Consider the following 25,268-nt stretch of genomic DNA (forward strand, 5'->3'; position numbering starts at 1 on the left):
TCCACGGCTCACCCTTCCAGGACGTGGCGTGCGCGGGCTGGTTCTCCATGCCCTCCCACCACACGTCGCCGTCCTCGGCGAGCGCCACGTTGGTGAACACCGAGTTGCCGCGCTCGAGGGTGCGGATCGCGTTCGGGTTCGTGGTCTCGTTGGTGCCGGGCGCGACGCCGAAGAACCCGAACTCCGGGTTGACGGCGTAGAGCCGGCCGTCCTCCCCGATCCGCATCCAGGCGATGTCGTCGCCGAGCGTCTCGACCTTCCAGTCCGGGATGGTCGGCGCGAGCATGGCGAGGTTCGTCTTGCCGCACGCGCTCGGGAACGCCGCGGCGACGTACTTGGTAACGCCCTGCGGGCTGGTCAGCTTGAGGATCAGCATGTGCTCGGCGAGCCAGCCCTCGTCGCGCGCCATCACGCTGGCGATCCGCAGGGCGTAGCACTTCTTCCCCAGCAGCGAGTTGCCGCCGTAGCCGGAGCCGTAGCTCCAGATCATCCGCTCCTCGGGGAAGTGCGAGATGTACTTCGTGTCGTTGCACGGCCACGGGACGTCGTCCTGGCCGGGCTCGAGCGGCGCGCCGACCGAGTGCAGCGCCGGCACCCAGTGGAAGGCCTTGCCCTTGGCGTCCAGGTCCTCCATCGCGCGGAGGATCTCGCTGCCCATCCGGGCCATCACGCGCATCGAGGCGACGACGTACGCCGAGTCGGTGATCTCCACGCCGAACATCGGCTTCTCGGCCTCGAGGTGGCCCATCACGAACGGGATGACGTACATCGTCCGGCCCTTCATGCAGCCCGCGTAGAGCTCGCGCATGGTGGCCTTCATCTCGTCGGGGTCCATCCAGTTGTTCGTCGGCCCCGCGTCCTTCTCCTCGCGGGAGCAGATGAAGGTGCGGCCCTCGACCCGAGCGACGTCGGAGGGGTCGGTGCGGGCCCAGAACGAGTTGGGCTTCTTGGCCGGGTCGAGCTTGACGAACGTGCCGCTCGCGACGAGGGCGTCGGTGAGCTCGGTCCACTCCTCGTCGGAGCCGGTGCACCAGTGGATGCGGTCGGGGGTCGTCATCGAGGCGACCTCGGTGACGAACTCGACGATGCCGCGGTGCGTCGTCGGGAGGGACCTCGAGTCGCCGTGCTCGTCGTGGTCGTCGTGGGTGGTGGGCCGGGTCTGCGTGTCAGCAGTCATCTGCGGTGCTGTTCCTTCCGTACGTCGCGGTGGTCACCGTGCCCTGCCCGAGCAGGTCCGAGAAGGACCACCGGTCCGTCGTGTCGACGGGGTGAACGTGAAGTGCTGCGATCGGCCGGCGTCGTTGTCGCCCGACGGCGTTGTGCTGTTGTCGTGCTCTGGACGTTACCGGTGTCAGGAGTCCTGACATATTGGATCGATCCAGCACCCGTGGCCGAGGTCACAGGTCTTGACGTACCCGATCTCGGCGTACTCACGCCGGTCCGCGCGTGGAGGCTCAGGGGTGCGGGTACCGCGTCCGGGACGAGAGGACACGGGTGTGAGCGAGAGGATCGACGACGACCTGTGGGAGCAGTTCCACGAGGTCGTGAACATGACGTCGCGCGAGCTCGAGGACTGGCTCCGCGAGAGCGAGGCGCTGCCCGACACCGAGCCGTTGCCGGACCAGGCGGGTTCCCCGGCAGGGCGGCAGGTGCTGGCGGTGCTGGGCAAGTGGCGCGGAGACCTGACGCCGGACGACGCGGACGTGATGCGCGCGGTCGTGGACCGGGTGCGCATGCAGCGGGGGGGAGCCGACGGCCGGCTCCACGGCCTGGCGGCACAGTCTGATGGGGCTGGGCCACGACCCGCTCAAGCCGGCCGGCGGCGCCGACCGCTCTCAGCGGTACGGCGAGTAGCGGATCTCGGCGAGCGCCCGGTCGAGGCTGAACGCGCCCGACTGGTGTGCCAGCCAGGGACGACTGACCCACAGGTAGCCGTCCACGAGCTTCTCGGCGGCCGCGGTCCGGCGGTCCGACAGCCCCCACTCGGGGGCGCCCACATCGGTGGTCGGCGGGATGCCGAGCGCCACGCAGTGCGTCTGGTCCGCCGACGCGCAGGGCTCTGCATAGCCGAGCGGCTTGCTCGGGTGGTGCTGGTGGTACCAGGCGCCGGTGAACGCGTGCCCGTTGTCGGAGGTGTCGATCACGAAGTGCCGGTGCGGGATCCCGTCCTGGGCGAGGGCGGACACGATGCTCGCGCCGAAGTCGATCTGGCGCCCGACGGAGTCGAAGTGGGAGGTGTCGAGGGCGAAGCCGCGGGCGTACTGGACGTCGGCGGCCCGGAGCATCCGCACGGCGTCCGCGGGACGGTCGCGGAACCAGTCCGCCGACCCCATCTCGACGTACACCGAGACGTTGGGCTGCGCCGACAAGGTGCGCGCCGCGTAGCTGAGCAGGCCTGCCGGGACCGAGGAGCCACGCGGGACGCAGCGCAGGAACGGCCCGTCGGGCTGGAGGATCACCGCCGCGTGCGTGTCACCGAGGGTCTGCGCCACGATGTCGACATAGCGCCGGTAGGACCTGCGCTCGGCCTTGGTGGGCAGCCGCTGGCAGGCCTCGCTCTCCCACGGCACCATCCGGAACAGGGTCAGCTGGACGAGCACGTCGGGGTCGCCGCCGGTGGCGTTGGCGACGTACTGGCGCACCTTCTCGGCGATCTCGGAGTCGGGGATCCAGGCACCGAAGAACTTCGCCTTCGGCGCCAGCGCGATCGTCGCGAGCTTCTGCTTCCGGGTGCCGGAGGCGTTGACGTAGGGCTGCCAGGCGGGGTCGGCGGGGCCACGGAAGACGCCCCACGCCCGGCCGGCCAGCGGGTTGCCCGGGTTGGCGGTCGGCGCGGGTGGCATCGGCACGGTGAGCGCACTGCTGCTGGACCTCGAGGCCGCGGCCGCGGCGTCCCCGGCACCCGGGACGCCGGTGACCAGGCCGAGACCGGCCAGGGCGAGCAGGGACGCGACGGTACGGCGGGACGGGCGCTTCACGCGGGGACGGTAGGTCGGCCTCGTCGCGTGCGTCCCGGAGTCGGCGAAGGACGGCCCGTTCGGTCGGCGTACCCCCTCCGGACGGACCAGTCCGCACTGGTCACCGGCGGTCGCCACCGATTCGGCGCCCCCTGGCAGGTCGGCTATCCTCGACCAGTCCTCGTCGCCGCTTCGCGTAGAAGCAGCGTGACCGGGACGCTGCGCCCGTAGCTCAACGGATAGAGCATCTGACTACGGATCAGAAGGTTGGGGTTTCGAATACCTCCGGGCGCGCAGCTGGACCCCGGTCGACCGATAGGTCCCCGGGGTCCTTCTCGTGGGGGCGGTGCGAGACGTCATACGGACGGTGCCATCCATGGCACTACCCGGATGACGTCCCGAGTGCCTCGCGCCCTTGACCCGGGCGGATCGCGGCGTCAAACTCCTTGTTGTTCCATAACACGCACAACTCTGCGTCATACGCAACAAGGAGTCTCCCGTGGCAGACGTCCCCGGAACGGCGCGCTGCGTCGTCATCGGTGCCGGCATCGTCGGCAACAGCCTGGTCCACCACCTGGCCCGTCTGGGCTGGCGCGACATCGTGCAGATCGACCAGGGGCCGCTGCCCAACCCCGGCGGGTCGACCGGTCACGCGTCGAACTTCATCTTCCTCACCGACCACTCGAGGGAGATCACCGATCTGACCCTCGACTCGGTCGAGCAGTACAAGGAGCTCGGCGTCTTCACCGAGTGCGGCGGCTTCGAGGTCGCCCGCACCGAGGAGCGGATGGAGGAGCTTCGCCGGCGGATGTCCTCGGCGAAGGCCTGGGGCATCGAGGCCGAGATCGTCGGTCCGGAGTTCGTCCAGGAGAAGGTGCCGTTCCTCGACAAGGACCAGATCATCGGCGCCTTCTGGCAGCCCGGCGTCGGCGTCGTCGACTCGTTGCGCGCCGGCACGATCATGCGCGAGGGCGCCGTCGCCTCCGGCGCACTGACCACGGTGCCGAACGTCGAGGTCGTCGGCCTCGACGTCGTGGACGGCCGGATCAAGCGGGTGCGCACCGACAAGGGCGACATCGAGGCCGAGTACGTCGTCATCGCGTGTGGCGTGTGGAGCCCGAAGATCGGCGACATGGCCGGGGTGAGCATCCCGCTGACGCCCGCCGTGCACCAGATGATCAGTGTCGGTCCCTGCCCCCAGCTGGCCGGGAAGGAGGGAGAGATCTCCTTCCCGATCGTGCGCGACATGGACACCTTCTGCTACGAGCGCCAGCACGGCGCCGACATGGAGGTCGGCTCCTACGCGCACCGGGCGATCCTGATGGAGCCCGAGGACATCCCAACGATCGAGCAGTCGAAGCTGTCGCCGACCGAGCTGCCCTTCACCGAGGAGGACTTCGACCCGCAGCTCGAGCAGGCCTACGAGCTGATGCCCGAGCTGCTCGGCGCCGACGGTGCCGAGATCCGCTACGCCATCAACGGCCTGTTGTCGCTCACCTGCGACGGCGCGCCGATCCTCGGCGAGAGCCATGTGAAGGGTCTCTGGACGGCGTCGGCGGTCTGGATCAAGGAGGGTCCGGGCGTCGGCCGCGCGGTCGCGGAGTGGATGACCCACGGCTTCTCCGAGATCGACCTCGCCCACAGCGACATCGCGCGCTTCCAGGAGCACCAGAAGCGCCGCGAGCACACCCGGCTACGCACCACCGAGTCGTTCATCAAGACCTACGGCATCATCCACCCCGCCGAGCAGTACGAGTCCGACCGCAACCAGCGCAAGTCGCCGATGTACGACAGCCAGCAGAAGCTCGGTGCGTTCTTCTTCGAGACCGCCGGTTGGGAGCGGCCGCACTGGTACGAGTCGAACGCCGGCCTCGTCGAGCTGTACGGCGAGGCCGTGATGCCGCGCCAGCACGAGTGGGACTCGCGCTGGTGGAGCCCGATCATCAACGCCGAGCACCTGCGCATGCGCGAGGCGGCGGGCGTCATCGACCTGACGGCGTTCCAGGTCTTCGACATCGAGGGGCCGGGCGCGCTGGAGAGCGTGCAGCAGACGTGCGTCGCGCAGTGCGACGTCGCGGTCGGCAAGGTCATCTACACGCCCGTGCTCGACGCCAACGGCGGCTTCCGCTCCGACCTGACCGTGATGCGGCTCGGCTCTCCCGAGTCCGGCGGAGACCACTTCCGTGTCGTCACCGGCGGCGCGCACGGCCCGGCCGACCGGCAGTGGTTCACCGACCACCTGGTCGGTGAGGCCACGCTCACCGACCGCACCGACGAGATCACGACGATCGGCCTCTGGGGCCCGAAGGCGCGCGACATCCTCGCCTCGCTCACCGACGCCGACGTCTCCGGCGAGGGCTTCCCGATGCTCACCTGCCGGGAGATCACGCTGTCGACCTCCGGCGGCGACGTGACGGTGCTGGCCTCGCGCATCTCCTACGTCGGCGAGCTCGGCTGGGAGCTGTACGTCGACTTCGACGACGCGGCCGCGCTCTGGGAGGCGCTGCTCGACACCGGTGACAGCCACGGCACCGTGCCGGTGGGGATCGGCGTCTACGGCACGACCGGCCGGATCGAGAAGGGCTACCGCGCGTACGGCTTCGAGCTCGACGCCGAGCGGAGCATCGTCGAGGCCGGTATGCAGCGGCCCAAGGTGAAGGCCGCCGACTTCGTCGGCAAAGAGGCCTACCTGGCGCAACGTGAGTCTGCACCGAAGACGGTGCTGTGCACGCTGACCGTCGAGGACCACACGTCCGCATCGGGGATGAAGCGGTACATGCTCGGCGGCGAGCCGATCCTGACCCGCGACGGCGGCACGCTCACCGACGGCCACGGCCACCACCCCTACGTCACCACCGCCGGGTCCGCGCCGTCGCTGGGCAAGCACGTGCTGCTGGCCTACCTTCCGCCGGAGCAGGCGGTGATCGGCACCGAGCTCGCGGTCTCCTACATGGAGGAGCTCTACCCGGTCACGGTCCGCTCGGTGGACGCGACCCCCCTGCTCGACCCGAGCAACGAGCGGATGCGCTGATGGTGCAGCCGCTAGGGGTGCTGGTCTGCGTGAAGCGGGTCCCCGACATCACCGAGGAGGTCGTGCTCAGCGAGGACGGCCAGTCGGTGGACGGCCGGCGTTCGGGCTTCACCATGAGTGCGCACGAGGAGTGCGCGGTCGAGCTGGCCGTGCAGATGGTCGGCGCAGGTGGTGGTGAGGCGACCGCGCTCACCATCGGCGACGCGGAGGCGGTCGAGCAGCTGCGCAACGCGCTCGCCGTCGGCTGTACGGCAGCGACCCACGTCGTGGGCGAGCCGTTCGCCTTCGGCCCCGCGGACGTCGCGCGCGAGGTCGCGGCCGTCGTCCGCGACCACGAGGCCGCCGGCCGTGCGCACGACCTGGTGCTGCTCGGCAACGACGCCGCCGACACCGGTGACTTCCAGGTCGGCATCCGGCTCGCCTACGAGCTCGGTCGACCGGTCGTCAACGGCGCGCACACGGTCACGGTCGAGGACTCGTCCGAGGGCGCGGTCGTGGTCGCGGTCGGCGAGGGTCCGGACGGCCAGGAGACCTACCGCGTGCCGCTGCCGGCCGTGGTGACGATCCGCGAGGGCGGCGTGGAACCGCGCTACCCCTCCGTGCCCGGCCGGCTCAAGGCCAAGAAGATCCCGATCGAGGAGCGGCAGCCGGTGTCCGAGCCCCGTGGGCCCGGCCGGGTCCGGATGGTGCTTCCTCCGCCCACCCCGAGCGCGGTCCAGATCCTCGGCGAGGGTCCCGAGGCCGCACCGGCGGTGGTCGACGTCCTCGAGAAGCTGGGAGTGCTGACCCCCGGAAAGGTGGCACCGTGATCCTCACCCTGGTCGAGACCGACCTCGACGGCGCCGCCACCGAGGTCTCGCTCGAGGCCGTGAGCTTCGCACGCGACATCTCGGCGGCGGGCAACGGCGTCCCCGTCGACGCGGTCGTGTTCGGCGACGTGTCGGAGGACCTGCGGGCCGAGCTGTCGGCGTACGGCGTGCGCACGGTGCACCGGGTCGGCGGCGACGACGTCGCGGCGTACTCCGGCGCGGGCTGGGCCTCCGCCATCCTGACCGTGCGCGACGCGGCCGGCTCGGTCGTGATCATGGCCGCCGGCACCGACCGCGGCAACGAGCTGATGGCGCACGTGGCCGCGCGCTCCGGCGCGTCGATGGCCGCCAACGTGCTCTCGTTCTCCGGCCTGACGCCGTTCGTGGTGACTCGTCAGGTCGTCGGCGGCGCGGCCATGGAGGAGATGAACCTCCACCAGCGGCCCGCCGTCTTCACCGTCGCCGGCCATGCCGTCGAGGCCAAGCCCGCCGACGTGTCCGGTGCCGGCGAGCTCGTCGAGCACACGCCGACTATCGCGCCCGAGGACCTGGTAGCACGCGTCGTGTCGACCGCTGAGCCCGAGGCCGACGAGTCCGGCGACCTGACCTCTGCGAAGGTCGTCGTCGGTGCCGGCCGGGGTGTCGGTGGGGCCGACAAGTTCGGCGACGTGGTCGAGCTGACCGAGCTCCTCGGAGCCGCCCTCGGCGTCTCGCGCGTGGTGACCAGCGCCGGATGGCGCCCCCACCACGAGCAGGTCGGCCAGACCGGCAGCCGGATCTCGCCCGACCTGTACGTCCCGTGCGGGATCAGCGGGGCGATCCAGCACTGGGCCGGCTGCTCCTCGGCCAAGACGATCCTGGCGATCAACTCCGACGCGGAGGCGCCGATGGTGACGCGCGCGACGTACGCCGTGATCGGTGACCTGCACGAGATCGTGCCGGCCATCAACGCCGAGATCCGCAAGCGCGGTTACGGAGCCTGACGCCGTCAGTACCGGACTTCCAGAGGCTCGCGCGACGGGTCGTCAGTAGAAGATCGCAGGCACCGGGTGACTCGAATCCTCCACGCAGAGCCTGGCGACCGGCCGCGGTGTCAGCGCGCGGGGCCCGGTCGTTCGAGCTGCCAGACACCAGGTCTGGACTTCGTCATCAGCCCCTCGTCGATGAGTGCCACGCGCGCGCGCCGAGCGGCGTACCTCCAGCGCAGCTCGCCCTCGGGGGTCGTCTCGCTGTCCTCGGGCAGCAGCCGGCCCTCGGTCAGGGTCTCCAGCTCCTGGAACACCTCGTCGGCCTCCAGCTCCCCGCCCGCGCGTTCAAGCACGGTGATGATGAGGGGCTTGAACGCCTCGGGGGGAGTCCAGCGCCGGTTCACGACCTTCGCCGGGGGCGTCGACGGGCGAGTCGGCGTCGTCGGCCGTCGCTTGGGCTTCGGCGGTGGGGTGGCCTTCTTCGGTGGCGGCGGTGGCAGGCCGTGCAGACATTGGGACCTGGGCAGGTCACACAGCTCGCAGTAGTCGTCGGATGCATCCATCACGACCAACCTAGCCAAGCCGCGGGACCATCCGTCCTCAGGTCAGCAGTTCCTCGGGCACTGCGGCCAGGGCGGCCTCGATGGCCGCGACGAGCTCGCGCGCCGAGGTCGCGGTGAGCTCGAGAGCCACCCGGGCACCCGGCCCCGTCGCCGGGTCGGACAGGTCGACGTTGAGCGTGTGCTCGGCCATCGCGTGGACCGGGTGGTCGTAGTAGACCGTGGCGTCCGTGACGTGGAACCACCCGCTCCCCGGCCCCTTGGCGCTGCCGTCGATGTGTGCCGTCTCCGTGGTGTAGGTGCACATGTCGGTCTCCTCAGCTCAGGTGGGTGCCGAAGAACGCCGCGATGCGCTCCCAGCCGTCGTTGGCCGCCACCACGCGGTACGACGGGCGGTCGACCGCGAAGAACCCGTGGCCCGCGTCGTCGTACCGGTGGAACTCGTAGGTCGATCCCTGGCCCTGCAGGATCTGCTCGAGCTCGTCGACCTGCTCGGGTGAGGGGAAGGAGTCCTCGTTGCCGAAGAGACCGAGCAGCGGGGCGGCCAGGTCGGGCAGCCGCTCGACCAGGTTCGTGATCGGCCGGTCGGGAGGCGGGGTGCCGGTGACGAAGGCGCCGTAGCAGTCGACGGCGGCCTGGAGGTCGAGGTGGCACGCCGCGAGCACCGCCTGGCGACCCCCGGAGCAGTGGCCGATGACGGCCACCTTGCCGTTGCTGCTGTCGAGACCGCGGAGGTACGCCGCGGCGCCGGCCACGTCGCCCACGAGCCGCTCGTCGGGCACGCCGCCTTGGGCGCGCGCGGTGGCCGCGGCGTCGTCCGGCGCGGCTCCGGGAGCCTCGCGGTGGTAGAGATTCGGACAGACGGCGTCGTAGCCCAGCTCGGCGAACCGACGCACCATCTCCTTGGTGGCCCGGTCGTAGCCGGGCATGTGGTGGATGACGACGACCCCGCCGCGCGGGGCGACGTCCTGCTCGCCCTCGGGCCGCGAGAGGTAGGCCTCGATCTCGGTGCCGTCGGCTCCCGTGATCGTCACGGTCGCGGCGCTCAGCGTGTCACTCATGTCTTGGATGAAAGCACGGAGCCCGCCACCTCGCGGTGGCGGGCTCCGGCGTTCTCGCTGGTCGGGCTCAGGGAATCAGGTGCCCTGCAGCCACTGGTTGACCAGATCCTGGTTGGCGGCGATCCACTTGTCGGCAGCCGCAGGACCGGGCATGCCGTCCTTGGCGATGTACTCGGCGACCTGGTTCTGGTCGTCGTTCGTCCAGTGGAAGTTCTTGATCAGCGTGACCGCCGGCGAGCCGGAGTCGGCGAACTTGGTCGAGATCAGCTTGTTCAGGTGGTACGGCGGGTAGTCGCAGGCCACCTTGGCCGGGTTGGAGTCACAGCCCGGCGTGTACTTCGGCAGGTGCACCCGCACCAGCTTCTCCTCGGAGAAGAACCACTGGGGCTCGTAGAAGTAGGCGAGCAACCAGGTGTGGTTCTTCTCGGCGGACCGGAAGCTCTGGATCAGAGCCGCCTCGCTGCCGCCGACCACCACCTTGTAGTTCAGGTGCAGGTTGGTGACCAGCGCCTGGTCGTTGGTGACGTACGACGGGTCGCCGTCGAGCAGCTGCCCCTTGCCTCCGGACTCGGAGGTCTTGAAGTCGCTGGCGTACTTGTTGAGGTTCTTCCAGTCGGTGATGTCGGGGTGCGCCTTGGCGATCCACGGTGGGACGTACCAGCCGATGATGCCCTGGTTCCCGGTCATTCCGGCGTCCTCGACCACGTGCTGCTGGGTGATGTACTTCTTCACCAGGTCGTCGTGGCCCCAGTTCTCCAAGATGGTGTCGACGGTTCCATTGGCCATCGCGCTCCAGCTGGGCTCCTCGGCGAGCTTGACGTACTTGACGTTGCAGCCCAGCTTGTTCTTGGCCAGCTCACCGACCACGTAGGCGTCGGCGTAGTAGCCGGTCCACGCGTTCATGGCGATGTTGAGATCACCGCAGGTCTTGCCACTGCCCGCCGTGGTCTTGGAGATGTTGCCACCGCCGCAGGCACTCAGGCCGAGTGCGCACGCGGCTGCGAAACTGATCCAGCCTGGCAGCCGGAGGTGTCGTCGTGCCATGCGTCCTTCTTCCTTGTCGATCCCGCCAGGGCGGCGAGATGTCCGGTGAGGCGAGCGGTCAGGTCCGCCCGCGGTTGGCGGCGGCCCGAGCCGTCCGGTCGAGCAGGATGCCGAGCGCGGTGACCGCGATGCCGGCGTTGATGCCCTTGCCGAGCAGGTTGTCCTGCGCGAAGCCCGAGATCGCGAGGTAGCCGAGGCTGCCGGCACCGACCATGCCGCCGATGACCACCATCGACAGCACGTAGAGCAATCCCTGGTTGGCGGCCAGAGCGATCGAGGAGCGGGCCATCGGCAGCTGGACCTTGAAGATCATCTGCCAGGTGGTGATGCCCTGCGAGCGCGCGGCCTCGATGGTCGTCGCGGAGACCCCGCGGATGCCGTCGGCGACGAGCTTGACCGCGATCGGCGCGGCGTAGAGCGTGGCCGCCACGATCGCGGTGAAGCGTGACGGCGAGAACAACGCCAGGGCAGGGATCAGGTACACGAACGACGGGAACGTCTGGAAGGCGTCGAGTATCGGCCGGATGATCCGGTCGGCGGTGCGGCTGCGCCCGATCCAGACGCCCACGATCAGTGCGATGATCATCACCAGGACGGTGGCGACGATGGTCATCGTCAGCGTGGTCATGGAGTCGTTCCAGAGCCCGACGCCCAGGATGACGCCCTCGCACACCAGCGTGGTCAGGAAGGGCTTGAGGCCGCCCACGACCCAGGAGATCGCCAGGAGGACCGGAGCTGTCAGCCACCACGGTGTGCTGGCCAGCAGGTCCTGCAGCGGGTTGAGGAAGCCGTAGCTGATCGCGTTCTTGACCCAGGCGGTGAAGGTGTCGACGTGGTTGACCACGGTGTCGGTCACCGAGTTGATCCCGTTGGAGAGGTGCGTGCCGACGTTCCATGCCGTGGGGAACTGGGCCAGGTCGAGATAGCTGTGGGAGAAGTAGACGCACACCAGCACCGGGACCAGGGTCACGAGGAGCACGATCCGGCGCATCAGCGGCGAGGGCCGTCGCCGTGGCGCGCGGGTGTCCTGGCTCGCCCACCGGGGAAGGTGCTCGAGCACGACGCTGACCAGCATCACGCCCGGGCTCGAGACGGCACCGAGCGACCCCTGCGTGCGTTCGCGGCGCTCGCTCGCCGCCGTGGTGGTGCGGTCGAGCACGATCGCGATCACCACGATCAGCAAGCCGGCGACGGCCCCGTCGCCGACGTTGAGGTTGGCCAGGGCGTAGATGACGTCCTGGCCGAGACCGGGGCCGTTGATCAGCCCGGCGATCACGGCCATCGACAGCGCGGCCAGCGTGCACTGGTTGACCCCGACGATGATGGTGCGTCGGGCCATCGGTAGCTGCACCTTGCGCAGCAGCTGGCCGCGCGTGACGCCCATCGAGCCGGCCGCCTCAATCGTGGTTGCGGACACGGACCTCAGGCCGTGCTCGGTGATCCGGACGAGCGGGGGGATCGCGTAGATGGTGGTGATCACCAGTGCGCAGGTCGCACCCGGACCGAAGATCACGACGGCGATCGGGATGTAGGCCAGCGATGGCATGGTCTGCATCACGTCGAGCACCGGCGTCAGCGTGGCGGACACCCACGGGCGTCGGGCCATCGCGATGCCGACCGGGATGCCGATCACGATGCTGACGACCACCGCCAGGATCGTGATGATGACGGTGTCGACGCTGTCCTGCCAGTAGCCGAGGACGCCGAACAACAAGGTGCCGACCAGCACCAGGCCGGCCGAGCGCAGCCCGGCGACGGCGTAGGCGATCCAGGTGAAGATCGCGACCACGCCCAGCCAGCCGACCTCGGGCACCGGCCGGCCGCCCGACGGGGTGGACAGCCATCCCTGGAGCTCGCCGATGACGTGGTCGTTGACGAACGTCGAGCCGTTGCCGATGACCCCGTGGAAGAACCAGTTGTGCAGGCCGGCCGCCTGGATGTTGTCGCGGATGTGGTTGAACCACTTGTCGAGCCCGTTGAGCTGGACGAACGGGCGGGACAGGGTGTCGTGGTTCTTGAACAGGAAGTAGCCGAGGCCCCACACCACCGCGATCGCGAGCAGGTAGAGACCGGTACGCCGAGTGCCGGTCTCGGCGACGCGAGGCTGCTCCTCCTTGGAGGTCGGCGCAGGAGGGGCAGGTGTCGCCTCGAGCGTGGTCACGAGCCTTGCTCCTCCGCGACCACGACGCGGAGGATGTCCTCGTCGTCGACCACGCCCACCACCCGGTCACCGTCGACCACGCGGACCGGGCCGTCGGCCGCGAGCACGGCACGGGCCGCCTCGCGGACGATCGTGTCGGACGGCAACGCGGGGGCGCCCTCGCCCTCGCCGGGCTGGGCCTCGCGCATCACCCAGCGCAGCGTCAGGACGTGGGACTTCGGGACGTCGGAGACGAAGTCCTTCACGTAGTCGTCGGCGGGTGCTCCGACCACCTCGTCGGGTCGTCCGACCTGGACGACCTCGCCGTCGCGCATGATCAGGATCCGGTCGCCGAGCTTGAGCGCCTCTGCGAGGTCGTGGGTGATGAACACCATCGTCTTGCCGACCTCGTGGTGCAGCCGGATCACCTCGTTCTGCATGTCGCGACGGATCAGCGGGTCGAGCGCGGAGAACGGCTCGTCGAACAGGAGCACGTCGGGATCGGAGGCCAGCGCCCTGGCCAGCCCCACGCGCTGCTGCATGCCTCCCGAGAGCTGGTCGGGATAGGAGCGCTCGTAGCCCGAGAGTCCGACCAGGTCGACCATCTCCTGGGCTCGGCCGCGGCGGTCGGAGCGATCCTCGCCCCTGACCTCGAGGCCGAATGCGACGTTCTCGATCACCTGGCGGTGCGGCAGGAGGCCGAAGTGCTGGAAGACCATGCCGACGCGCTTGCGACGTAGGTCGCGCAGGGACTTCTCGTCGGCGGAGGTGACGTCGTCGCCGCCGAGGTGCACGCTGCCCGCCGTCGGCTCGATCAGCCGGGTCAGCATCCGCACCAGCGTCGACTTGCCGGACCCCGACAGGCCCATCACGACGAACACCTCGCCCGGTGCGACCTCGAACGAGACGTCCTTGACCGCCATCACGCAGCCGGTCTTGGTCTGCAGCTCCTTGCGCGTCAGATCAGCGTCCGGCGTGCCGATGATCTTGCCGGCACCGGAGCCGAAGATCTTCCAGAGCCCGTCGACCTTGAGGGCGGCATCGCCGCCGTCGGCGGCCGTGGCCCGGGCGGACGTCGGGTCGATGGTGGGTGCGGTCATCGGGTGACCTCCTGGTTGTCGGCGGGGTCCTTCCGGTCGTCCCCGGGGGGATGGAGCGGCATGCCGTCGCGATACCGGTAGTAGGGGACGTCGAGCGCGGGTAGAGGCGTGTTGCCCAGGATGAGGTCCGCCGACTTCTCGGCGACCATCATCACGGGGGCATAGATGTTGCCGTTGGTGACGAACGGGAAGACCGACGCGTCGACCACGTGCAGGCCCTCGACGCCGTGGACGCCCATGGTGGTCGGGTCGACGACCGCTTCGTCCTCGATCCCCATCTTCGCGGTGCACGACGGGTGCAGGGCGGTCTCGGCGTCGCGGGCGACCCACGCGAGGATCTCCTCGTCGCTCTCCACCGACGGGCCGGGGGAGATCTCGCCGGCGTTGTACGCCGCGAGGCCGGGCTGGGTGAGGATGTTCCGCGCCACCCGGATCGCCTCGACCCATTCCCGGCGGTCGGTCGGCGTGGACAGGTAGTTGAAGAGCATCGAGGGGTGCTCGCGCGGGTCGGTCGAGCGGATCTTCACGTGGCCGCGGGTGTCGGCGTACATCGGGCCGACGTGCACCTGGTAGCCGTGGCCCTCCGCGGGCACGCTCCCGTCGTACCGGATCGCTACGGGCAGGAAGTGGAACATCAGGTTGGGGTAGTCGACGACGTCGTTGCTGCGGACGAAGCCGCCACCCTCGAAGTGGTTGGTCGCGCCGAGCCCCCGGCGGTGGAACAGCCACTGGTAGCCGATCCCCGGACGGGCCCGCCAGCGCAGGCCGGGCGCGATGGAGACCGGCTGCTTCGAGGCGTACTGGACGTAGACCTCGAGGTGGTCCTGGAGGTTCTGGCCCACGCCGGGAACGTCCGCCACCACGCGGATGCCGAGGCTGCGGAGCTCGTCGGGGTTCCCGACCCCGGACAGCTGCAGAAGCTGGGGAGTGTTGATCGCGCCGCCGCAGAGGATCACCTGGCCGGCGTCGGCGGTACGCCGTACCCGCCCGCCGCGCAGGTAGTCGACACCGACGGCGCGGGTCCCCTGGAACTTGATGCCGGTGACGAAGGAGAGGGTGTGGACGGTGAGGTTCTTCCGGTCCATCACCGGGTGGAGGTACGCCCGGGCGGCCGACAGCCTGCGGCCGCGGTGCACGTTGCGGTCGAACCTCGCGAACCCCTCCTGCCGGTAGCCGTTCACGTCGTCGGTCAACGGGTAGCCGGCGTCCTGGGCGGCCTGGAAGAACGCGCCGAACAGCGGGTTCTCCGCGGGGCCGCGCTCGAGGACCAGCGGGCCGTCGCCGCCCCGCCAGTCGTTCGCGCCGTTGCTCCCGTCGGGCAGGAGCAACGTCTCCATCCGCTTGAAGTAGGGCAGGCAGTGGGCGTAGTCCCACTCCTTCATCCCCGGCTCGGCCGCCCACCGCTCGTAGTCGAGCGGGTTGCCGCGCTGGAAGATCATGCCGTTGATGCTGCTCGAGCCGCCGAGCACCTTGCCGCGGGCGTGGTAGATGCGCCGCCCGTTCATGTGCGGCTCGGGGTCGGACTCGTACTTCCAGTCGTAGAGCCGGTTGCCGATCGGGATCGTCAGCGCGGCCGGCATGTGGATGAAGGGGTCGATCCGGAAGTCGGAGCGGCCCGCCTCGAGGAGCAGCACGCTGGTCGAGGGGTCGGCGGAGAGCCGGTTGGCCAGGGCGCACCCGGCCGACCCGCCGCCGACGATCACGACGTCGTACGCGGTCATGACGAGCCGCCGAACCAGCGCTGCTCGGTGGGGCGGATGTTGTGCCAGACGTGCTTGGTCTCGCGGTACTCCGCCAGTCCTGCCTCGCCGAGCTCCCGGCCGAAGCCGGACTGCTTGTAGCCGCCCCACTCGGCCTGTGGGACGTAGGGGTGGTAGTCGTTGATCCAGACCGTGCCCATCCGCATCCGGGCGGCGACCCGCTGGGCCTTGCCGGCGTCCTGGGTCCAGACCGCGCCGGCGAGCCCGTAGGTGCTGTCGTTGGCGATCGCCACCGCGTCGTCCTCGGAGGTGAAGGTCTCGACGGTGAGCACCGGTCCGAACGACTCGTTCTGGGTGACGCTCATGCCGCTCGTGCAGCCGTCGAGCACGGTGGGCAGGTAGTAGAAGCCGTCTGCCAGCGCGGGATCGGCGGGCGCCGCGCCGCCGCAGCGCAGCAGGGCCCCCTCGGCGACGCCGGCCGCGACGTACGCCGCCACCTTCTCGCGGTGGGCCGCGCTGATCAGTGCCCCGGTCTCGGCCTTGTCGTCGAAGGGGCCGCCGAGGCGGATCAGCTGCGCCCGCTCGACGAGCGCGTCGACGAACCGGTCGTGCAGCGACTCCTCGACGACCAGACGGGCGCCGGCGGAGCAGACCTGGCCCGAGTGCAGGAACACCGCTGTCAGCGCGTAGTCGAGCGCCACGTCGACATCGGCGTCGGCGAACACGAGGTTGGGATTCTTGCCGCCGAGCTCGAGGGCGACCCGCTTCACGGTCGCGGCAGCGGCGGCCATGATGGCGCGGCCGGTCTGCACGCCGCCGGTGAAGGAGACCAGGTCGACCCGCGGGTCGCTCGCGAGCGGAGCGCCGACCTCGGGGCCTGCGCCGAGCACGAGGTTGCCCACGCCGGCCGGCAGTCCTGCCTCCTCGAGCAGTCGCATCAGGTGGATCGAGGTGTGCGGCGTGAGCTCGCTCGGCTTGAGCACGAACGTGTTGCCCGCGGCCAGGCACGGGGCGACCTTCCAGGACGCCTGCAGCAACGGGTAGTTCCACGGGGCGATCAACCCGCAGACACCGACCGGCTCGTGCACGATCCGGCTGACCACGTCGGCGTTCCCGGTGTCGACGACGCGTCCGGCGTCCTCGGCGGCCACCCGCCCGTAGTAGCGGAGGACACCGACGACGTCCGCGACGTCGTACCGGCTCTCGACCAGGCGTTTGCCGGTGTCCTTCGACTCGGCCAGCGCCACGGCCTCCGCGTCGCGCTCGAGCAGGTCGGCGGTGCGGAGCAGCAGGTCGCCGCGCTCACGTGCGGACGTGTGCGGCCAGGGGCCCTCGTGGAAGGCGCGGTACGCCGCGGCGATGGCGCGTTCGGTGTCGGCCGCGGTGGCCTCGTCGACCTCCGCCACGAGCGTCCCGTCGGCGGGGCAGAGGATGGTGCGCGTGCCACCCGCGGACGCTTCCGCCCAGACCCCGTCCACGTAGAGCTCAGGCATCTGCCGCGCCCACTTCCTCGCACTCGCCGAGTTGCGTGATGTGCAACTCATTGCTTATGTCGCAACAATTCCTATGAACGGAGGATAGGTGACCTGGGCCACACGTCAAGGGGTGTGTCAGGGGAAGGACTAGTGCCGTCGTCCCCAGCCGAGACGGTGGGAGACCTCGAGCGCGGCGGCGACCACCTTGGGCACCTCGTCGGCCAGCCGTTCCTGGTCCAGCCTGAAGGTGGGACCGGAGATGCTCATCGAGGCGATGATGTCGCCGTGGTGGTTGCGGATCGGCGCGGCGGCGGCGGTGAGGCCGTTCTCGAGCTCGTCGATCGCGAGGGCGTAGCCGATCCGGCGTACCTCGGTCAGCTCCTCCTTCAGCCGGCTCCGTGACGTGATCGTCCGGTCGGTGAAGCGCGGCAGGTCGGGGAGGGCGGCCGCGAGGTCCTCGTCGGAGAGCTCGCTGAGCAGGACCTTGCCGTTGCTGGTGGCGTGCAGCGGGATGCGCTGGCCCACCCAGTTGTGCGACTGGAGCGCCGACGACCCGGCCTGCTGGTCGAGGTAGAGCGCGGAGGTGTCCGAGCGGACGGTGATGTTCACCGTCTCGCCGGTGTCGGTCGCGAGCTGCCGCGAGACCGGGCGGGCCTCGGTCACGACGTCGAGCCGGGCGGTGGTCGCGCCGGCCAGCCGGAGGTTCCCGACGCCGAGCCGGTAGCGGCCGCGGTCGTTGACCTGCTCGACCAGGCGGTGCGTCTCCAGGGTCGCCAGGAGACGGAACGCCGTGGACTTGTGGACCCCGAGCCCCGACGCGATCTCGGTGACGCTGGACTCGCCGTCGTGGGCGAGGAGCTCGAGGATGGTGAGTGCGCGGTCGACCGACTGCACCGGCGCCGCACCAGCGCCGTTCCCGGCCGGTGGCTGGATCTCGGCGACGGACATGCGGCGCAGCCTAGGTCAACGGTTGCGCATCGCGCAACCAGACCCGCCACGTGCAACAACTTCCTAGGGCTGACCGGATAGTACGGATCACCAGGCCGCCGCAGACGGTGCCTGGAGCGGCACGGTGATCCGTACTATCCCGAAGCGATGGTCAGCGGAAGACGACCGTCCTGCTGCCGTTGAGCAGGATCCGCGTCTGCGAGTGCCACCGGACAGCGCGGGAGAGCACCTGCGCCTCGACGTCGCGACCGGCGGCCACCAGCTGGTCCGGGCTCAGCGTGTGGTCGACCCGGGTCACGTCCTGCTCGATGATCGGGCCCTCGTCCAGGTCGCCGGTGACGTAGTGCGCCGTCGCCCCGATCAGCTTCACCCCACGCTCGAAGGCCTGGTGGTAGGGCTTGGCGCCCTTGAAGCTCGGCAGGAAAGAGTGGTGGATGTTGATGGCGCGGCCGCTCAACCGTCGGCACAGGTCGTCGGACAGGATCTGCATGTAGCGGGCCAGCACGACCAGGTGGATGCCGAGGTCGTCGACCAGCCGCATCAGCTCGGCCTCGGCCTCGGCCTTGGTGTCGGGCGTGACCGGGATGTGGCGGAAGTCGATGCCGTGCGAGCGCACCAGCGGCTCGGCATCGCGGTGGTTGGACACCACCAGCGGCACCTCGATCTGCAGGTCGCCGGTGGTGGTCCGGAACAGCAGGTCGTTGAGGCAGTGCAGCTGCTTGGAGCACATGATCAGCGTGCGGTACGGCGCATGGGCCGCCCACAGCTCGTAGCTCATCCCGAACCGCTCGGCCACCGGCGCGAAGTCGGACCGCAGCGCCTCGGCGTCGCTCGCCTGCGCGGTCTCGAAGTCGATCCGCATGAAGAAGCGCCCGCTCTCCCGGTCGCCGAACTGCTGGCTCTCGCGGATGTTGCCGCCCTTGTCCAGCAGGAACGAGGAGACCGCGTGCACGATCCCGGGCTGGTCGAGGCAGGACAGGGTGAGGACGTAGTCGCCCAGGGGCTCGATCGTGGAGGTCGTCATCAGTCGCCCAGCTCCTTGCGGCGGCGGGTGACGTAGGCCTCGAGCTCGTCGCGGACCGCGCTGTCGATCGGGGGCGGTTCGTACTCGGCGAGCTTCTGCTTGTAGATCTCGCCGGCTCGGGTCGCGGTGTCCTTCGCGCCGTTGCGCATCCAGCGCTCGTAGTTCTCCGAGGAGGACAGGAAGGGCCGGTAGAAGCAGGTGCGGAAGCGCTCCATGGTGTGCTGGGCGCCCAGGAAGTGGCCGCCGTGGCCGACCTCCTGGTGGGCGTCGAACGCCATCGAGGCCTCGTCGACCTCGAGCGGAGTGAACTCGTGCTGGAGCATCTGCACCAGCTCGACGTCGATCACGAACTTCTCGAAGCCGGCCACGAGGCCGCCCTCGAGCCACCCGGCGGAGTGCATCACCCAGTTGGCACCGGCGAGGAACGTCGGCATCAGGGTCATCAGCGCCTCGTAGCCGGCCTGCGCGTCGGGGACCTGCGACGAGGTCAGCCCGCCGCCGGTGCGGAAGGGCAGGCCGAAGTGCCGGGCGATCTGTCCGGTGCAGAGCAGGCCGATCCCGGACTCCGGCGTACCGAACGTCGGCGAGCCGGACTGCATGTCGATGTTGGAGAGGAACGAGCCGAACACGACGGGCGACCCGGGTCGGATCAGCTGTGAGAGAGCGATGCCGGAGAGCGCCTCGGTGATCTGCTGGACGAGAGCCGCCGGGATCGTCACCGGCGACATCGCGCCCATCAGGATGAACGGCGTGAGCACCACGGCCTGGTTGGCGGCGGAGTACTCGAACTGCGCCTCGAGCATCCGGTCGTCCCACCGCAGCGGGCTGTTGCAGTTGATCAGCGAGATGGTCGCCGGGGTCTGCTCGATCGACGCGCGCGAGCCGAAGAGGATCTCGGTCATCGCGATGGTGTCGGCGGCGTTCGTGCCGCTGACGACGTTGCCCATGTAGATCTTGTCGGTCAGCGTCTGCAGGGCGTAGGTCATGTCGAGGTGGCGGCTGTCGAGTGGGGTGTCGTTCGGCTCGGTGACGACACCCCCGGCGCTGTCGAGCGCCGAGAAGCTCTGGGCGAGCCGGCTGAAGTTGCGGAAGTCCTCGATGGTGCCGTCTCGGCGTACCTCCCCCTCGCGCACGAACGGCGGGCCGTAGACCGCGCCGAAGACCATCGCGTCACCGCCGATGTGCACGCTGTTCTCGGGGTTGCGGGCCTGCAGGTCGAACTCGCTCGGTGCCTTGGCCACCTGCTCGAGCACGAAGTCGGGGTCGAGGAAGACCGTGCGCTCCTCGACCTTCTGCCCCGCCTTCCGGAACAGGTCGAGGGCGCGGTCGTCCATGAACTCGACGCCGATCTCCGACATCAGCCGACGCCAGCCCCGGTCGAGGGTCGCCATCGCATCCTCGGAGAGCACCTCATAACGGGGCATCCGGTTGCGGAACATCGGTCCTCCTGTCTAACCTCATGATGTGGGACCACAGTTCCACATCATGGAACCTTCCCGAAAGACCCCCCTCCCAGAAATCCGTGGAGACAAATGACCGAGCCGAGCAGCGGGACGCAGGCTCTCGACCGCGCCGTCCAGCTCGCGTCGATGGTGGTCCAAGCCGACGAGCCGCTCTCCTTCGCCGAGCTCCAGGAGGCGAGCGGGCTCGCGAAGTCCACGACCTCGCGGATGCTGACCGCCCTCGAGCGCGGCGGCCTGCTGGAGCGTGACGAGAGCGGCGGGTACGTCGCCGGCCGTCTGTTCTGGCTGTACGCCGCCCGGCACGACCCGTGGGAGGAGCTGGTCCGGATCGCCCGTCCGGTGATGGAGCGGGTCGGCAGCGACACCCAGGAGAGCGTGCACCTGTCGGTGATGCGGGGCGACAAGGTCGTGCAGGTCGCTCAGGTCGACTCTCGTTACCTCCTCGGCACCCGCGACTGGACGCAGGTCGACGTACCCACGCACACCTCGGCCCTCGGCAAGGTCTTCTATGCCTGGGGCCTGCTCGACCTGCCGCGCGACGGCCTCGAGCGACTCACGCCGAGGACGCTGACCACACCGCCCGAGCTCCAGCGCGACGGTGCCACCGCGCGCCGGCGCGGCTATGCGGTGACGGTCGACGAGCTCGAGGTCGGCCTCACCGGTATCGCCGCCCCGGTCCGCGGAGCGCACGACGCCGTGGTGGCCGCACTCGGCATCTCGGGACCCACCAGCCGCCTCGACCACAGGGTCGAGGAGCTCGGCCGCAACCTCGTCACGCGCGCTGCCGAGGTCACCGCGGTCCTGCACGGCAGTCCCCACCATCTGAAGAAGGAAGGTGTTGCATGAGCAGTCCGGAGGAGATCCTGCAGGGTCTCTACGACGAGACCCTGGTGGGCAACGGCCCGCGCGTCCTCGAGCTCACCGAGGAGGGTCTCACGCTCGGCATGGAGCCGCAGACGCTGCTCTTCGACGCGCTCATCCCGTCGCTGGAGGAGGTCGGCGCCCGTTTCGAGCGCGGCGACTTCTTCGTGCCCGAGATGTTGATCGCCGGACGGGCGATGGCCGGCGCGATGGAGCGCCTGCGTCCGCTGCTGGCCGAGACCGGCGTCGAGACGATCGGCAAGTTCCTGATGGGCACGGTCAAGGGCGACGTCCACGACATCGGCAAGAACCTCGTCAACATCATGCTCGAGGGCGCCGGCTTCGAAGTGATCGACCTCGGCGTGCAGGTGGCACCGGAGAAGTTCGTGGAGCAGATCCAGGAGCACCACCCCGACATCGTCGGCTTCTCGGCGTTCCTGACCACGACCATGCCGATGTTCAAGGCCAACATCAACGCGCTGGAGAAGGCCGGCCTCCGCGACTCGGTCGTGGTCAGGGTGGGGGGAGCCCCGGTCACCCAGGAGTACGCCGACGCGGTCGGCGCCGACGGGTACGCAGCGGACGCCTCGGCCACGGTCAAGCGCGCCAAGGACCTGCTCAAGCAGCGCCGCGCCAAGGTCAACGCATGAGCGCCTCGTCGACCGCGCCCGCCGAGCCGAAGGAGACCCGGCTCCGCAGCGCGACCAAGGAGGTCGTGATCGGGCACGGCCACCGCTTCTGCATCATCGGCGAGCGGATCAACCCCACCGGTCGCCGGATCTTCCAGGAGCAGCTGCGGGCCGGCGACCTGTCCGCGATCGAGCGCGACGTCAAGGCCCAGGTCGAGGGCGGCGCCGACGTCCTCGACGTGAACATGGGTGTGCCGCTGACCGACGAGCCGGAGCTGCTCGCCAAGGCGATCACGATCGTGCAGGAGCTCACCGACCTGCCGATCTGCATCGACTCGTCCGTCGTCGAGGCCCTCGAGGCCGGCCTCGCCGCGTACCAGGGTCGTGCGCTGGTCAACTCGATGACCGCCGAGGACGACCGCCTCGCCGCGATCCTGCCCCTGGTCAAGAAGTACGACGCCGCGATCATCGCGTTGCCCAACGACCACGACGAGATCCCGATGGAGGCCGACAAGCGCCTCGTCCTGACCGAGAAGATCATCCGCGTCGCCACCGAGGAGTACGGCGTCGCAGCGGCCGACATCGTGATCGACCCACTGGCGATGCCGATCGGCGCCGACACGACCACCTCGCTGGTGACGATGGAGACGATGCGGCGCATCCGCGACCGGTTCGGGGTGAACATGACCTGCGGCGCCTCCAACGTGTCGTTCGGCATGCCCGACCGCCACACGCTGAACTCGGTCTGGCTGCCGATGGCGATGACCTCCGGACTGACCAGCGCGATCATGGACGCCCGCACGCCGCAGATCGTCGAGGCCGTGAAGGCGGCCGACGTGTTCCTCGATCACGACGACTGGGGCATGTCCTGGATCTCCGCCCACCGCGCCAAGCAGACGGCGTCCGCGTGAGCGGTGGTGCGTGAGGACGGTATGAGCCAGAGCGAGCGCGAGGAGCCGGAGTTCTCGCTCGACGCCGTACGCCGGGAGGGGCTGCTCGCGCCGTCCGGTGCGGAGCCGGTCGTCCACGACGGGACGGGGCGGGTGCAGCTCTCGTTCACCGTCGAGGACAAGGAGGCGCCGCCCGCCCAGCGCCAGGTGCGCGTCCCGCCGGGCGTCAGCGTCTTCGACTCCGCGTCGTGGAACGGCATCGCCATCGACTCCACCTGCGGCGGTCACGGCACCTGCCACAAGTGCAAGGTGCGCGTCTCGCCCGCGACGGCGGCGACGCTTCACGACCAGCGAACGTTCACGCCCGCCGAGCTGGACGCGGGCTGGCGGCTTGCCTGCCTGGTGCGGGCCACCCGCGACCACGAGGTCGTCGTACCCCCGCTGACGACCAGGCCGAAGGCCGCGACCGTCGGTGTCGGCCGGCAGGTGATCCTGCGGCCCGCCGTGCAGAAGCGGTACGTCGAGCTCGCAGAGCCGACCCTGGAGGACCAGCGTCCCGACCTGGTGCGTCTGCTCGACGCGATCGACGACCTCGAGCCGGTGCCCGACCTCCATGCCCTGCGCCGCCTGCCGTCGGTGCTCCGGCAGGCCGACTTCAAGGTGACAGCCGTGGTCGTCGACGAGGCGTTGGTCGACGTCGAGGCCGGCGACACCACGAACGTCCGCTACGCGATCGCCTTCGACCTCGGCACGACCACCGTGGTCGCGACGCTGCTCGACCTGGTCACCGGGACGCCGGTCGCGGTGGCGTCGATGCTGAACAAGCAGCAGCCGTTCGGCGGCGACGTGATCTCCAGGATCAGCGCGACGATGCTCGACCCCGCCGCGCTCGGCCGGCTGCAGGATGCCGCCGGGCAGACCCTGGCGACCCTCGCCGAGCAGGTCTGCCGCGAGGGCGGTGTCGACCCGCAGCACGTCTACGAGGCGGCACTGGCCGGCAACGCCACGATGACCGCTCTGGCGCTCGGCATCGACCCCGAGCCGCTCGGGGTGGCGCCGTTCGTGCAGAGCACCGCCACGCCGCCGTCCGTCCGCGCGGACGAGATCGGGCTCTCGCTCCATGCCGGCGCACGGGTCGCGATCTTCCCGGCGTTGGGCGCGTACGTCGGCGGCGACATCGTCGCGGGGATGCTCGCGACCGGGATGGACCGTGACAAGCGGGTGCGGCTGTTCATCGACGTCGGCACCAACTGCGAGATCGTGCTCAGCGACGGCGAGCGGATCCTGTCCACCGCGGCGCCGGCGGGTCCGGCGTTCGAGGGCGGTGCGATCCGCTGCGGCATGCGGGCGGCCGACGGCGCGATCGAGGTCGTGAAGCTGGCGCCGGACGACCCGGACGTGCAGATCGGGGTGATCGGCGACGTCACGCCACGCGGCCTGTGCGGGTCGGGTCTGGTCGACGCGGTGGCCGAGCTGGTCAAGGTGGGTCTGCTCGACGGGAGCGGACGGTTCGTGTCCGACGAGGTGGCCAAGGAGGTCGCGCCCGGACTCTCCGACCGGCTCACGTTCATCGGGAAGGAGCGGGTCTTCGTGCTCCATCGTGAGCGCCCGGACTCCGATCCGGCCGAGGGCGTGGTGCTGTCGCAGCGCGACGTGCGCGAGCTCCAGTTCGCCAAGGCCGCGATCTCGACGGGCTGGACGCTGCTGATGGAGGAGCTCGGGCTCGAGCACCGCGACGTGCAGCAGGTGCTGCTCGCCGGCTCGTTCGGCAGCTACCTCTCGGCCGCGTCCGCGGTGCGGATCGGCTTGGTGCCGAAGCTGCCGGTGCTGCGGATCGTCGCGGCCGGCAACGTCGCCGGCGAGGGCGCGAAGATGGCGCTGCTGTCGATCCGCGAGCGCGCCGGGGCCGTGGCCCTGCTCGAGGAGGTGACGTATGTCGAGCTCTCCGACCGGTCGGACTTCAACGACCGGTTCGTCGACCTCCTTGCGTTCCCGAGCTGACGGGTCGGGCCGCCGTGTCGCCCTCGTCGCGTGCGGCGCCCTGGCCCAGCCCGCGGCCGCGGTCGTCGCCCGTCGCGGCTGGCCGGTCGACGTACACCCGTTGCCGCCGCTGCTGCACAACTCGCCGCACCTGATCGCCGACGAGGTACGCCGGCTCGCCACCGAGCTCTCGGCGTCCTACGACTCCGTGGCGGTCGGGTACGCCGACTGCGGCACCTATGGCGCACTCGACTCGGTCTGCGAGGAGCTCGGCCTGCGCCGGCTGCCGGGGCTGCACTGCTACGACCTGTTCGCGGGCGAGTCGTCCCTGGCGGAGCGACTCGACGCGGAGCCGGGCACCTATCTCCTCACCGACTTCCTGGTGCGTTCCTTCGAGCGGACCGTCGTGCGCGAGCTCGGGCTCGATCGCTGGCCGGAGCTGCGCGACGACTACTTCGCCCATTACACGAGGGTCGTCTGGCTGGCCCAGGAGCCGGACGCCGAGCTGCGCACCCTCGCCCAGCGGGCGGCCGACCGGATCGGGCTCCCGCTGACCGTCGTGCCCAACGGCACCGGTCACCTCGAGCAGGTCCTCGCCGACATCCTGGAGCGATAGTCCCTGACAAGG

21 protein-coding genes, 1 tRNA gene and 1 pseudogene are annotated in these 25,268 nt (G+C 69.9%); 10 read left to right on the top strand and 13 right to left on the bottom strand.

Annotated elements, in window-relative coordinates; translation table 11 throughout:
* Positions 1-1,177, bottom strand: a 1,177-nt coding sequence (locus tag VGK78_RS19290) for a phosphoenolpyruvate carboxykinase (GTP) (RefSeq protein WP_331529364.1), incomplete at its 3' end; no start/stop codon positions are given.
* A gap of 373 nt (positions 1,178-1,550) precedes the next feature.
* On the opposite strand from VGK78_RS19290, the pseudogene VGK78_RS20440 reads away from it, so the two are divergent.
* Positions 1,551-1,682, top strand: a pseudogene (locus tag VGK78_RS20440) (DUF3140 domain-containing protein); the annotation flags it as partial.
* 153 nt (positions 1,683-1,835) lie between these two features.
* Here the strand turns inward: VGK78_RS20440 and VGK78_RS19295 are convergent.
* Positions 1,836-2,978: a glycoside hydrolase family 6 protein gene (locus VGK78_RS19295; protein WP_331529365.1), complete on the bottom strand. Its 1,143-nt coding sequence runs from the start codon at positions 2,976-2,978 to the stop codon at positions 1,836-1,838.
* Between the two features lie 200 nt (positions 2,979-3,178).
* On the opposite strand from VGK78_RS19295, the gene VGK78_RS19300 reads away from it, so the two are divergent.
* From VGK78_RS19300 to VGK78_RS19315, 4 genes are all read left to right on the top strand, one after another.
* Positions 3,179-3,251, top strand: a tRNA-Arg gene (locus VGK78_RS19300).
* A 205-nt stretch (positions 3,252-3,456) separates the two neighbouring features.
* On the top strand, positions 3,457-5,988 hold the full coding sequence (locus VGK78_RS19305; RefSeq protein ID WP_331529366.1) for an FAD-dependent oxidoreductase: 2,532 nt from the start codon (positions 3,457-3,459) through the stop codon (positions 5,986-5,988).
* Positions 5,988-6,797: an electron transfer flavoprotein subunit beta/FixA family protein gene (locus tag VGK78_RS19310; RefSeq protein ID WP_331529367.1), complete on the top strand. Its 810-nt coding sequence runs from the start codon at positions 5,988-5,990 to the stop codon at positions 6,795-6,797. Before VGK78_RS19305 ends, VGK78_RS19310 begins: the two co-directional genes overlap by 1 nt.
* Positions 6,794-7,780: an electron transfer flavoprotein subunit alpha/FixB family protein gene (locus tag VGK78_RS19315; RefSeq protein ID WP_331529368.1), complete on the top strand. Its 987-nt coding sequence runs from the start codon at positions 6,794-6,796 to the stop codon at positions 7,778-7,780. Before VGK78_RS19310 ends, VGK78_RS19315 begins: the two co-directional genes overlap by 4 nt.
* Before the next feature lie 110 nt (positions 7,781-7,890).
* On the opposite strand, the gene VGK78_RS19320 is transcribed toward VGK78_RS19315, so the two are convergent.
* From VGK78_RS19320 to VGK78_RS19370, 11 genes are all read right to left on the bottom strand, one after another.
* The gene (locus tag VGK78_RS19320) at positions 7,891-8,328 is read right to left on the bottom strand and encodes a hypothetical protein (protein ID WP_331529369.1); all 438 of its coding nucleotides are present in this window, start codon (positions 8,326-8,328) and stop codon (positions 7,891-7,893) included.
* Between the two features lie 37 nt (positions 8,329-8,365).
* Positions 8,366-8,632 carry a DUF6295 family protein gene (locus VGK78_RS19325; protein ID WP_331529370.1) on the bottom strand — a complete coding sequence of 89 codons (267 nt, stop codon included), beginning with the start codon at positions 8,630-8,632 and terminating at the stop codon, positions 8,366-8,368.
* A 10-nt stretch (positions 8,633-8,642) separates the two neighbouring features.
* Positions 8,643-9,386, bottom strand: a complete 744-nt coding sequence (locus VGK78_RS19330) for a dienelactone hydrolase family protein (RefSeq protein ID WP_331529371.1) — start codon at positions 9,384-9,386, stop codon at positions 8,643-8,645.
* 75 nt (positions 9,387-9,461) lie between these two features.
* On the bottom strand, positions 9,462-10,430 hold the full coding sequence (locus VGK78_RS19335; protein ID WP_331529372.1) for an ABC transporter substrate-binding protein: 969 nt from the start codon (positions 10,428-10,430) through the stop codon (positions 9,462-9,464).
* A gap of 58 nt (positions 10,431-10,488) precedes the next feature.
* Positions 10,489-12,591 (bottom strand): ABC transporter permease, encoded by a 2,103-nt coding sequence (locus VGK78_RS19340; protein WP_331529373.1) that lies wholly within the window; start codon positions 12,589-12,591, stop codon positions 10,489-10,491.
* A complete protein-coding gene (locus VGK78_RS19345) occupies positions 12,588-13,670 on the bottom strand; it encodes a glycine betaine/L-proline ABC transporter ATP-binding protein (protein WP_331529374.1) in 1,083 nt (360 codons plus the stop codon). The genes VGK78_RS19340 and VGK78_RS19345 overlap by 4 nt, the downstream gene beginning before the upstream one ends.
* A complete protein-coding gene (betA, locus tag VGK78_RS19350) occupies positions 13,667-15,391 on the bottom strand; it encodes a choline dehydrogenase (RefSeq protein WP_331529375.1) in 1,725 nt (574 codons plus the stop codon). Before betA ends, VGK78_RS19345 begins: the two co-directional genes overlap by 4 nt.
* Positions 15,388-16,863, bottom strand: coding sequence for an aldehyde dehydrogenase family protein (locus VGK78_RS19355; RefSeq protein WP_331529376.1), 1,476 nt, complete (start codon positions 16,861-16,863; stop codon positions 15,388-15,390). The genes betA and VGK78_RS19355 overlap by 4 nt, the downstream gene beginning before the upstream one ends.
* A gap of 129 nt (positions 16,864-16,992) precedes the next feature.
* Positions 16,993-17,793, bottom strand: a complete 801-nt coding sequence (locus VGK78_RS19360) for an IclR family transcriptional regulator (protein WP_331529377.1) — start codon at positions 17,791-17,793, stop codon at positions 16,993-16,995.
* A gap of 151 nt (positions 17,794-17,944) precedes the next feature.
* Complete coding sequence (gene purU / locus VGK78_RS19365; protein ID WP_331529378.1) at positions 17,945-18,817, bottom strand: formyltetrahydrofolate deformylase; 873 nt, start codon at positions 18,815-18,817, stop codon at positions 17,945-17,947.
* A complete protein-coding gene (locus tag VGK78_RS19370; RefSeq protein ID WP_331529379.1) occupies positions 18,817-20,256 on the bottom strand; it encodes a trimethylamine methyltransferase family protein in 1,440 nt (479 codons plus the stop codon). Before VGK78_RS19370 ends, purU begins: the two co-directional genes overlap by 1 nt.
* A gap of 93 nt (positions 20,257-20,349) precedes the next feature.
* On the opposite strand from VGK78_RS19370, the gene VGK78_RS19375 reads away from it, so the two are divergent.
* From VGK78_RS19375 to VGK78_RS19395, 5 genes are read left to right on the top strand one after another with little or no spacing between them, the layout of a single operon-like run.
* Positions 20,350-21,126 carry an IclR family transcriptional regulator gene (locus VGK78_RS19375; RefSeq protein ID WP_331529380.1) on the top strand — a complete coding sequence of 259 codons (777 nt, stop codon included), beginning with the start codon at positions 20,350-20,352 and terminating at the stop codon, positions 21,124-21,126.
* Positions 21,123-21,791 (top strand): corrinoid protein, encoded by a 669-nt coding sequence (locus VGK78_RS19380; protein WP_331529381.1) that lies wholly within the window; start codon positions 21,123-21,125, stop codon positions 21,789-21,791. The genes VGK78_RS19375 and VGK78_RS19380 overlap by 4 nt, the downstream gene beginning before the upstream one ends.
* Positions 21,788-22,681, top strand: coding sequence for a dihydropteroate synthase (locus VGK78_RS19385; RefSeq protein ID WP_331529382.1), 894 nt, complete (start codon positions 21,788-21,790; stop codon positions 22,679-22,681). Before VGK78_RS19380 ends, VGK78_RS19385 begins: the two co-directional genes overlap by 4 nt.
* Before the next feature lie 21 nt (positions 22,682-22,702).
* Positions 22,703-24,661, top strand: coding sequence for an ASKHA domain-containing protein (locus VGK78_RS19390; RefSeq protein ID WP_331529383.1), 1,959 nt, complete (start codon positions 22,703-22,705; stop codon positions 24,659-24,661).
* The gene (locus VGK78_RS19395) at positions 24,645-25,256 is read left to right on the top strand and encodes a DUF1638 domain-containing protein (RefSeq protein ID WP_331529384.1); all 612 of its coding nucleotides are present in this window, start codon (positions 24,645-24,647) and stop codon (positions 25,254-25,256) included. The genes VGK78_RS19390 and VGK78_RS19395 overlap by 17 nt, the downstream gene beginning before the upstream one ends.
* The last annotated feature ends 12 nt before the right edge of the window (positions 25,257-25,268 follow it).

Origin of the sequence: Nocardioides sp. (assembly GCF_036503465.1) — a bacterium.
Lineage (GTDB): Bacteria > Actinomycetota > Actinomycetes > Propionibacteriales > Nocardioidaceae > Nocardioides.

What these genes read in the sequence shown, in the direction of transcription:
- VGK78_RS19310 (WP_331529367.1), top strand. Translation starts at nt 5,988, where the DNA reads ATGGTGCAGCCGCTAGGGGTGCTGGTCTGCGTGAAGCGGGTCCCCGAC.
- VGK78_RS19320 (WP_331529369.1), bottom strand. Translation starts at nt 8,328, where the DNA reads ATGGATGCATCCGACGACTACTGCGAGCTGTGTGACCTGCCCAGGTCC.
- VGK78_RS19325 (WP_331529370.1), bottom strand. Translation starts at nt 8,632, where the DNA reads ATGTGCACCTACACCACGGAGACGGCACACATCGACGGCAGCGCCAAG.
- VGK78_RS19330 (WP_331529371.1), bottom strand. Translation starts at nt 9,386, where the DNA reads ATGAGTGACACGCTGAGCGCCGCGACCGTGACGATCACGGGAGCCGAC.
- VGK78_RS19335 (WP_331529372.1), bottom strand. Translation starts at nt 10,430, where the DNA reads ATGGCACGACGACACCTCCGGCTGCCAGGCTGGATCAGTTTCGCAGCC.
- VGK78_RS19345 (WP_331529374.1), bottom strand. Translation starts at nt 13,670, where the DNA reads ATGACCGCACCCACCATCGACCCGACGTCCGCCCGGGCCACGGCCGCC.
- betA (WP_331529375.1), bottom strand. Translation starts at nt 15,391, where the DNA reads ATGACCGCGTACGACGTCGTGATCGTCGGCGGCGGGTCGGCCGGGTGC.
- VGK78_RS19355 (WP_331529376.1), bottom strand. Translation starts at nt 16,863, where the DNA reads ATGCCTGAGCTCTACGTGGACGGGGTCTGGGCGGAAGCGTCCGCGGGT.
- VGK78_RS19360 (WP_331529377.1), bottom strand. Translation starts at nt 17,793, where the DNA reads ATGTCCGTCGCCGAGATCCAGCCACCGGCCGGGAACGGCGCTGGTGCG.
- purU (WP_331529378.1), bottom strand. Translation starts at nt 18,817, where the DNA reads ATGACGACCTCCACGATCGAGCCCCTGGGCGACTACGTCCTCACCCTG.
- VGK78_RS19370 (WP_331529379.1), bottom strand. Translation starts at nt 20,256, where the DNA reads ATGTTCCGCAACCGGATGCCCCGTTATGAGGTGCTCTCCGAGGATGCG.
- VGK78_RS19375 (WP_331529380.1), top strand. Translation starts at nt 20,350, where the DNA reads ATGACCGAGCCGAGCAGCGGGACGCAGGCTCTCGACCGCGCCGTCCAG.
- VGK78_RS19380 (WP_331529381.1), top strand. Translation starts at nt 21,123, where the DNA reads ATGAGCAGTCCGGAGGAGATCCTGCAGGGTCTCTACGACGAGACCCTG.
- VGK78_RS19385 (WP_331529382.1), top strand. Translation starts at nt 21,788, where the DNA reads ATGAGCGCCTCGTCGACCGCGCCCGCCGAGCCGAAGGAGACCCGGCTC.
- VGK78_RS19390 (WP_331529383.1), top strand. Translation starts at nt 22,703, where the DNA reads ATGAGCCAGAGCGAGCGCGAGGAGCCGGAGTTCTCGCTCGACGCCGTA.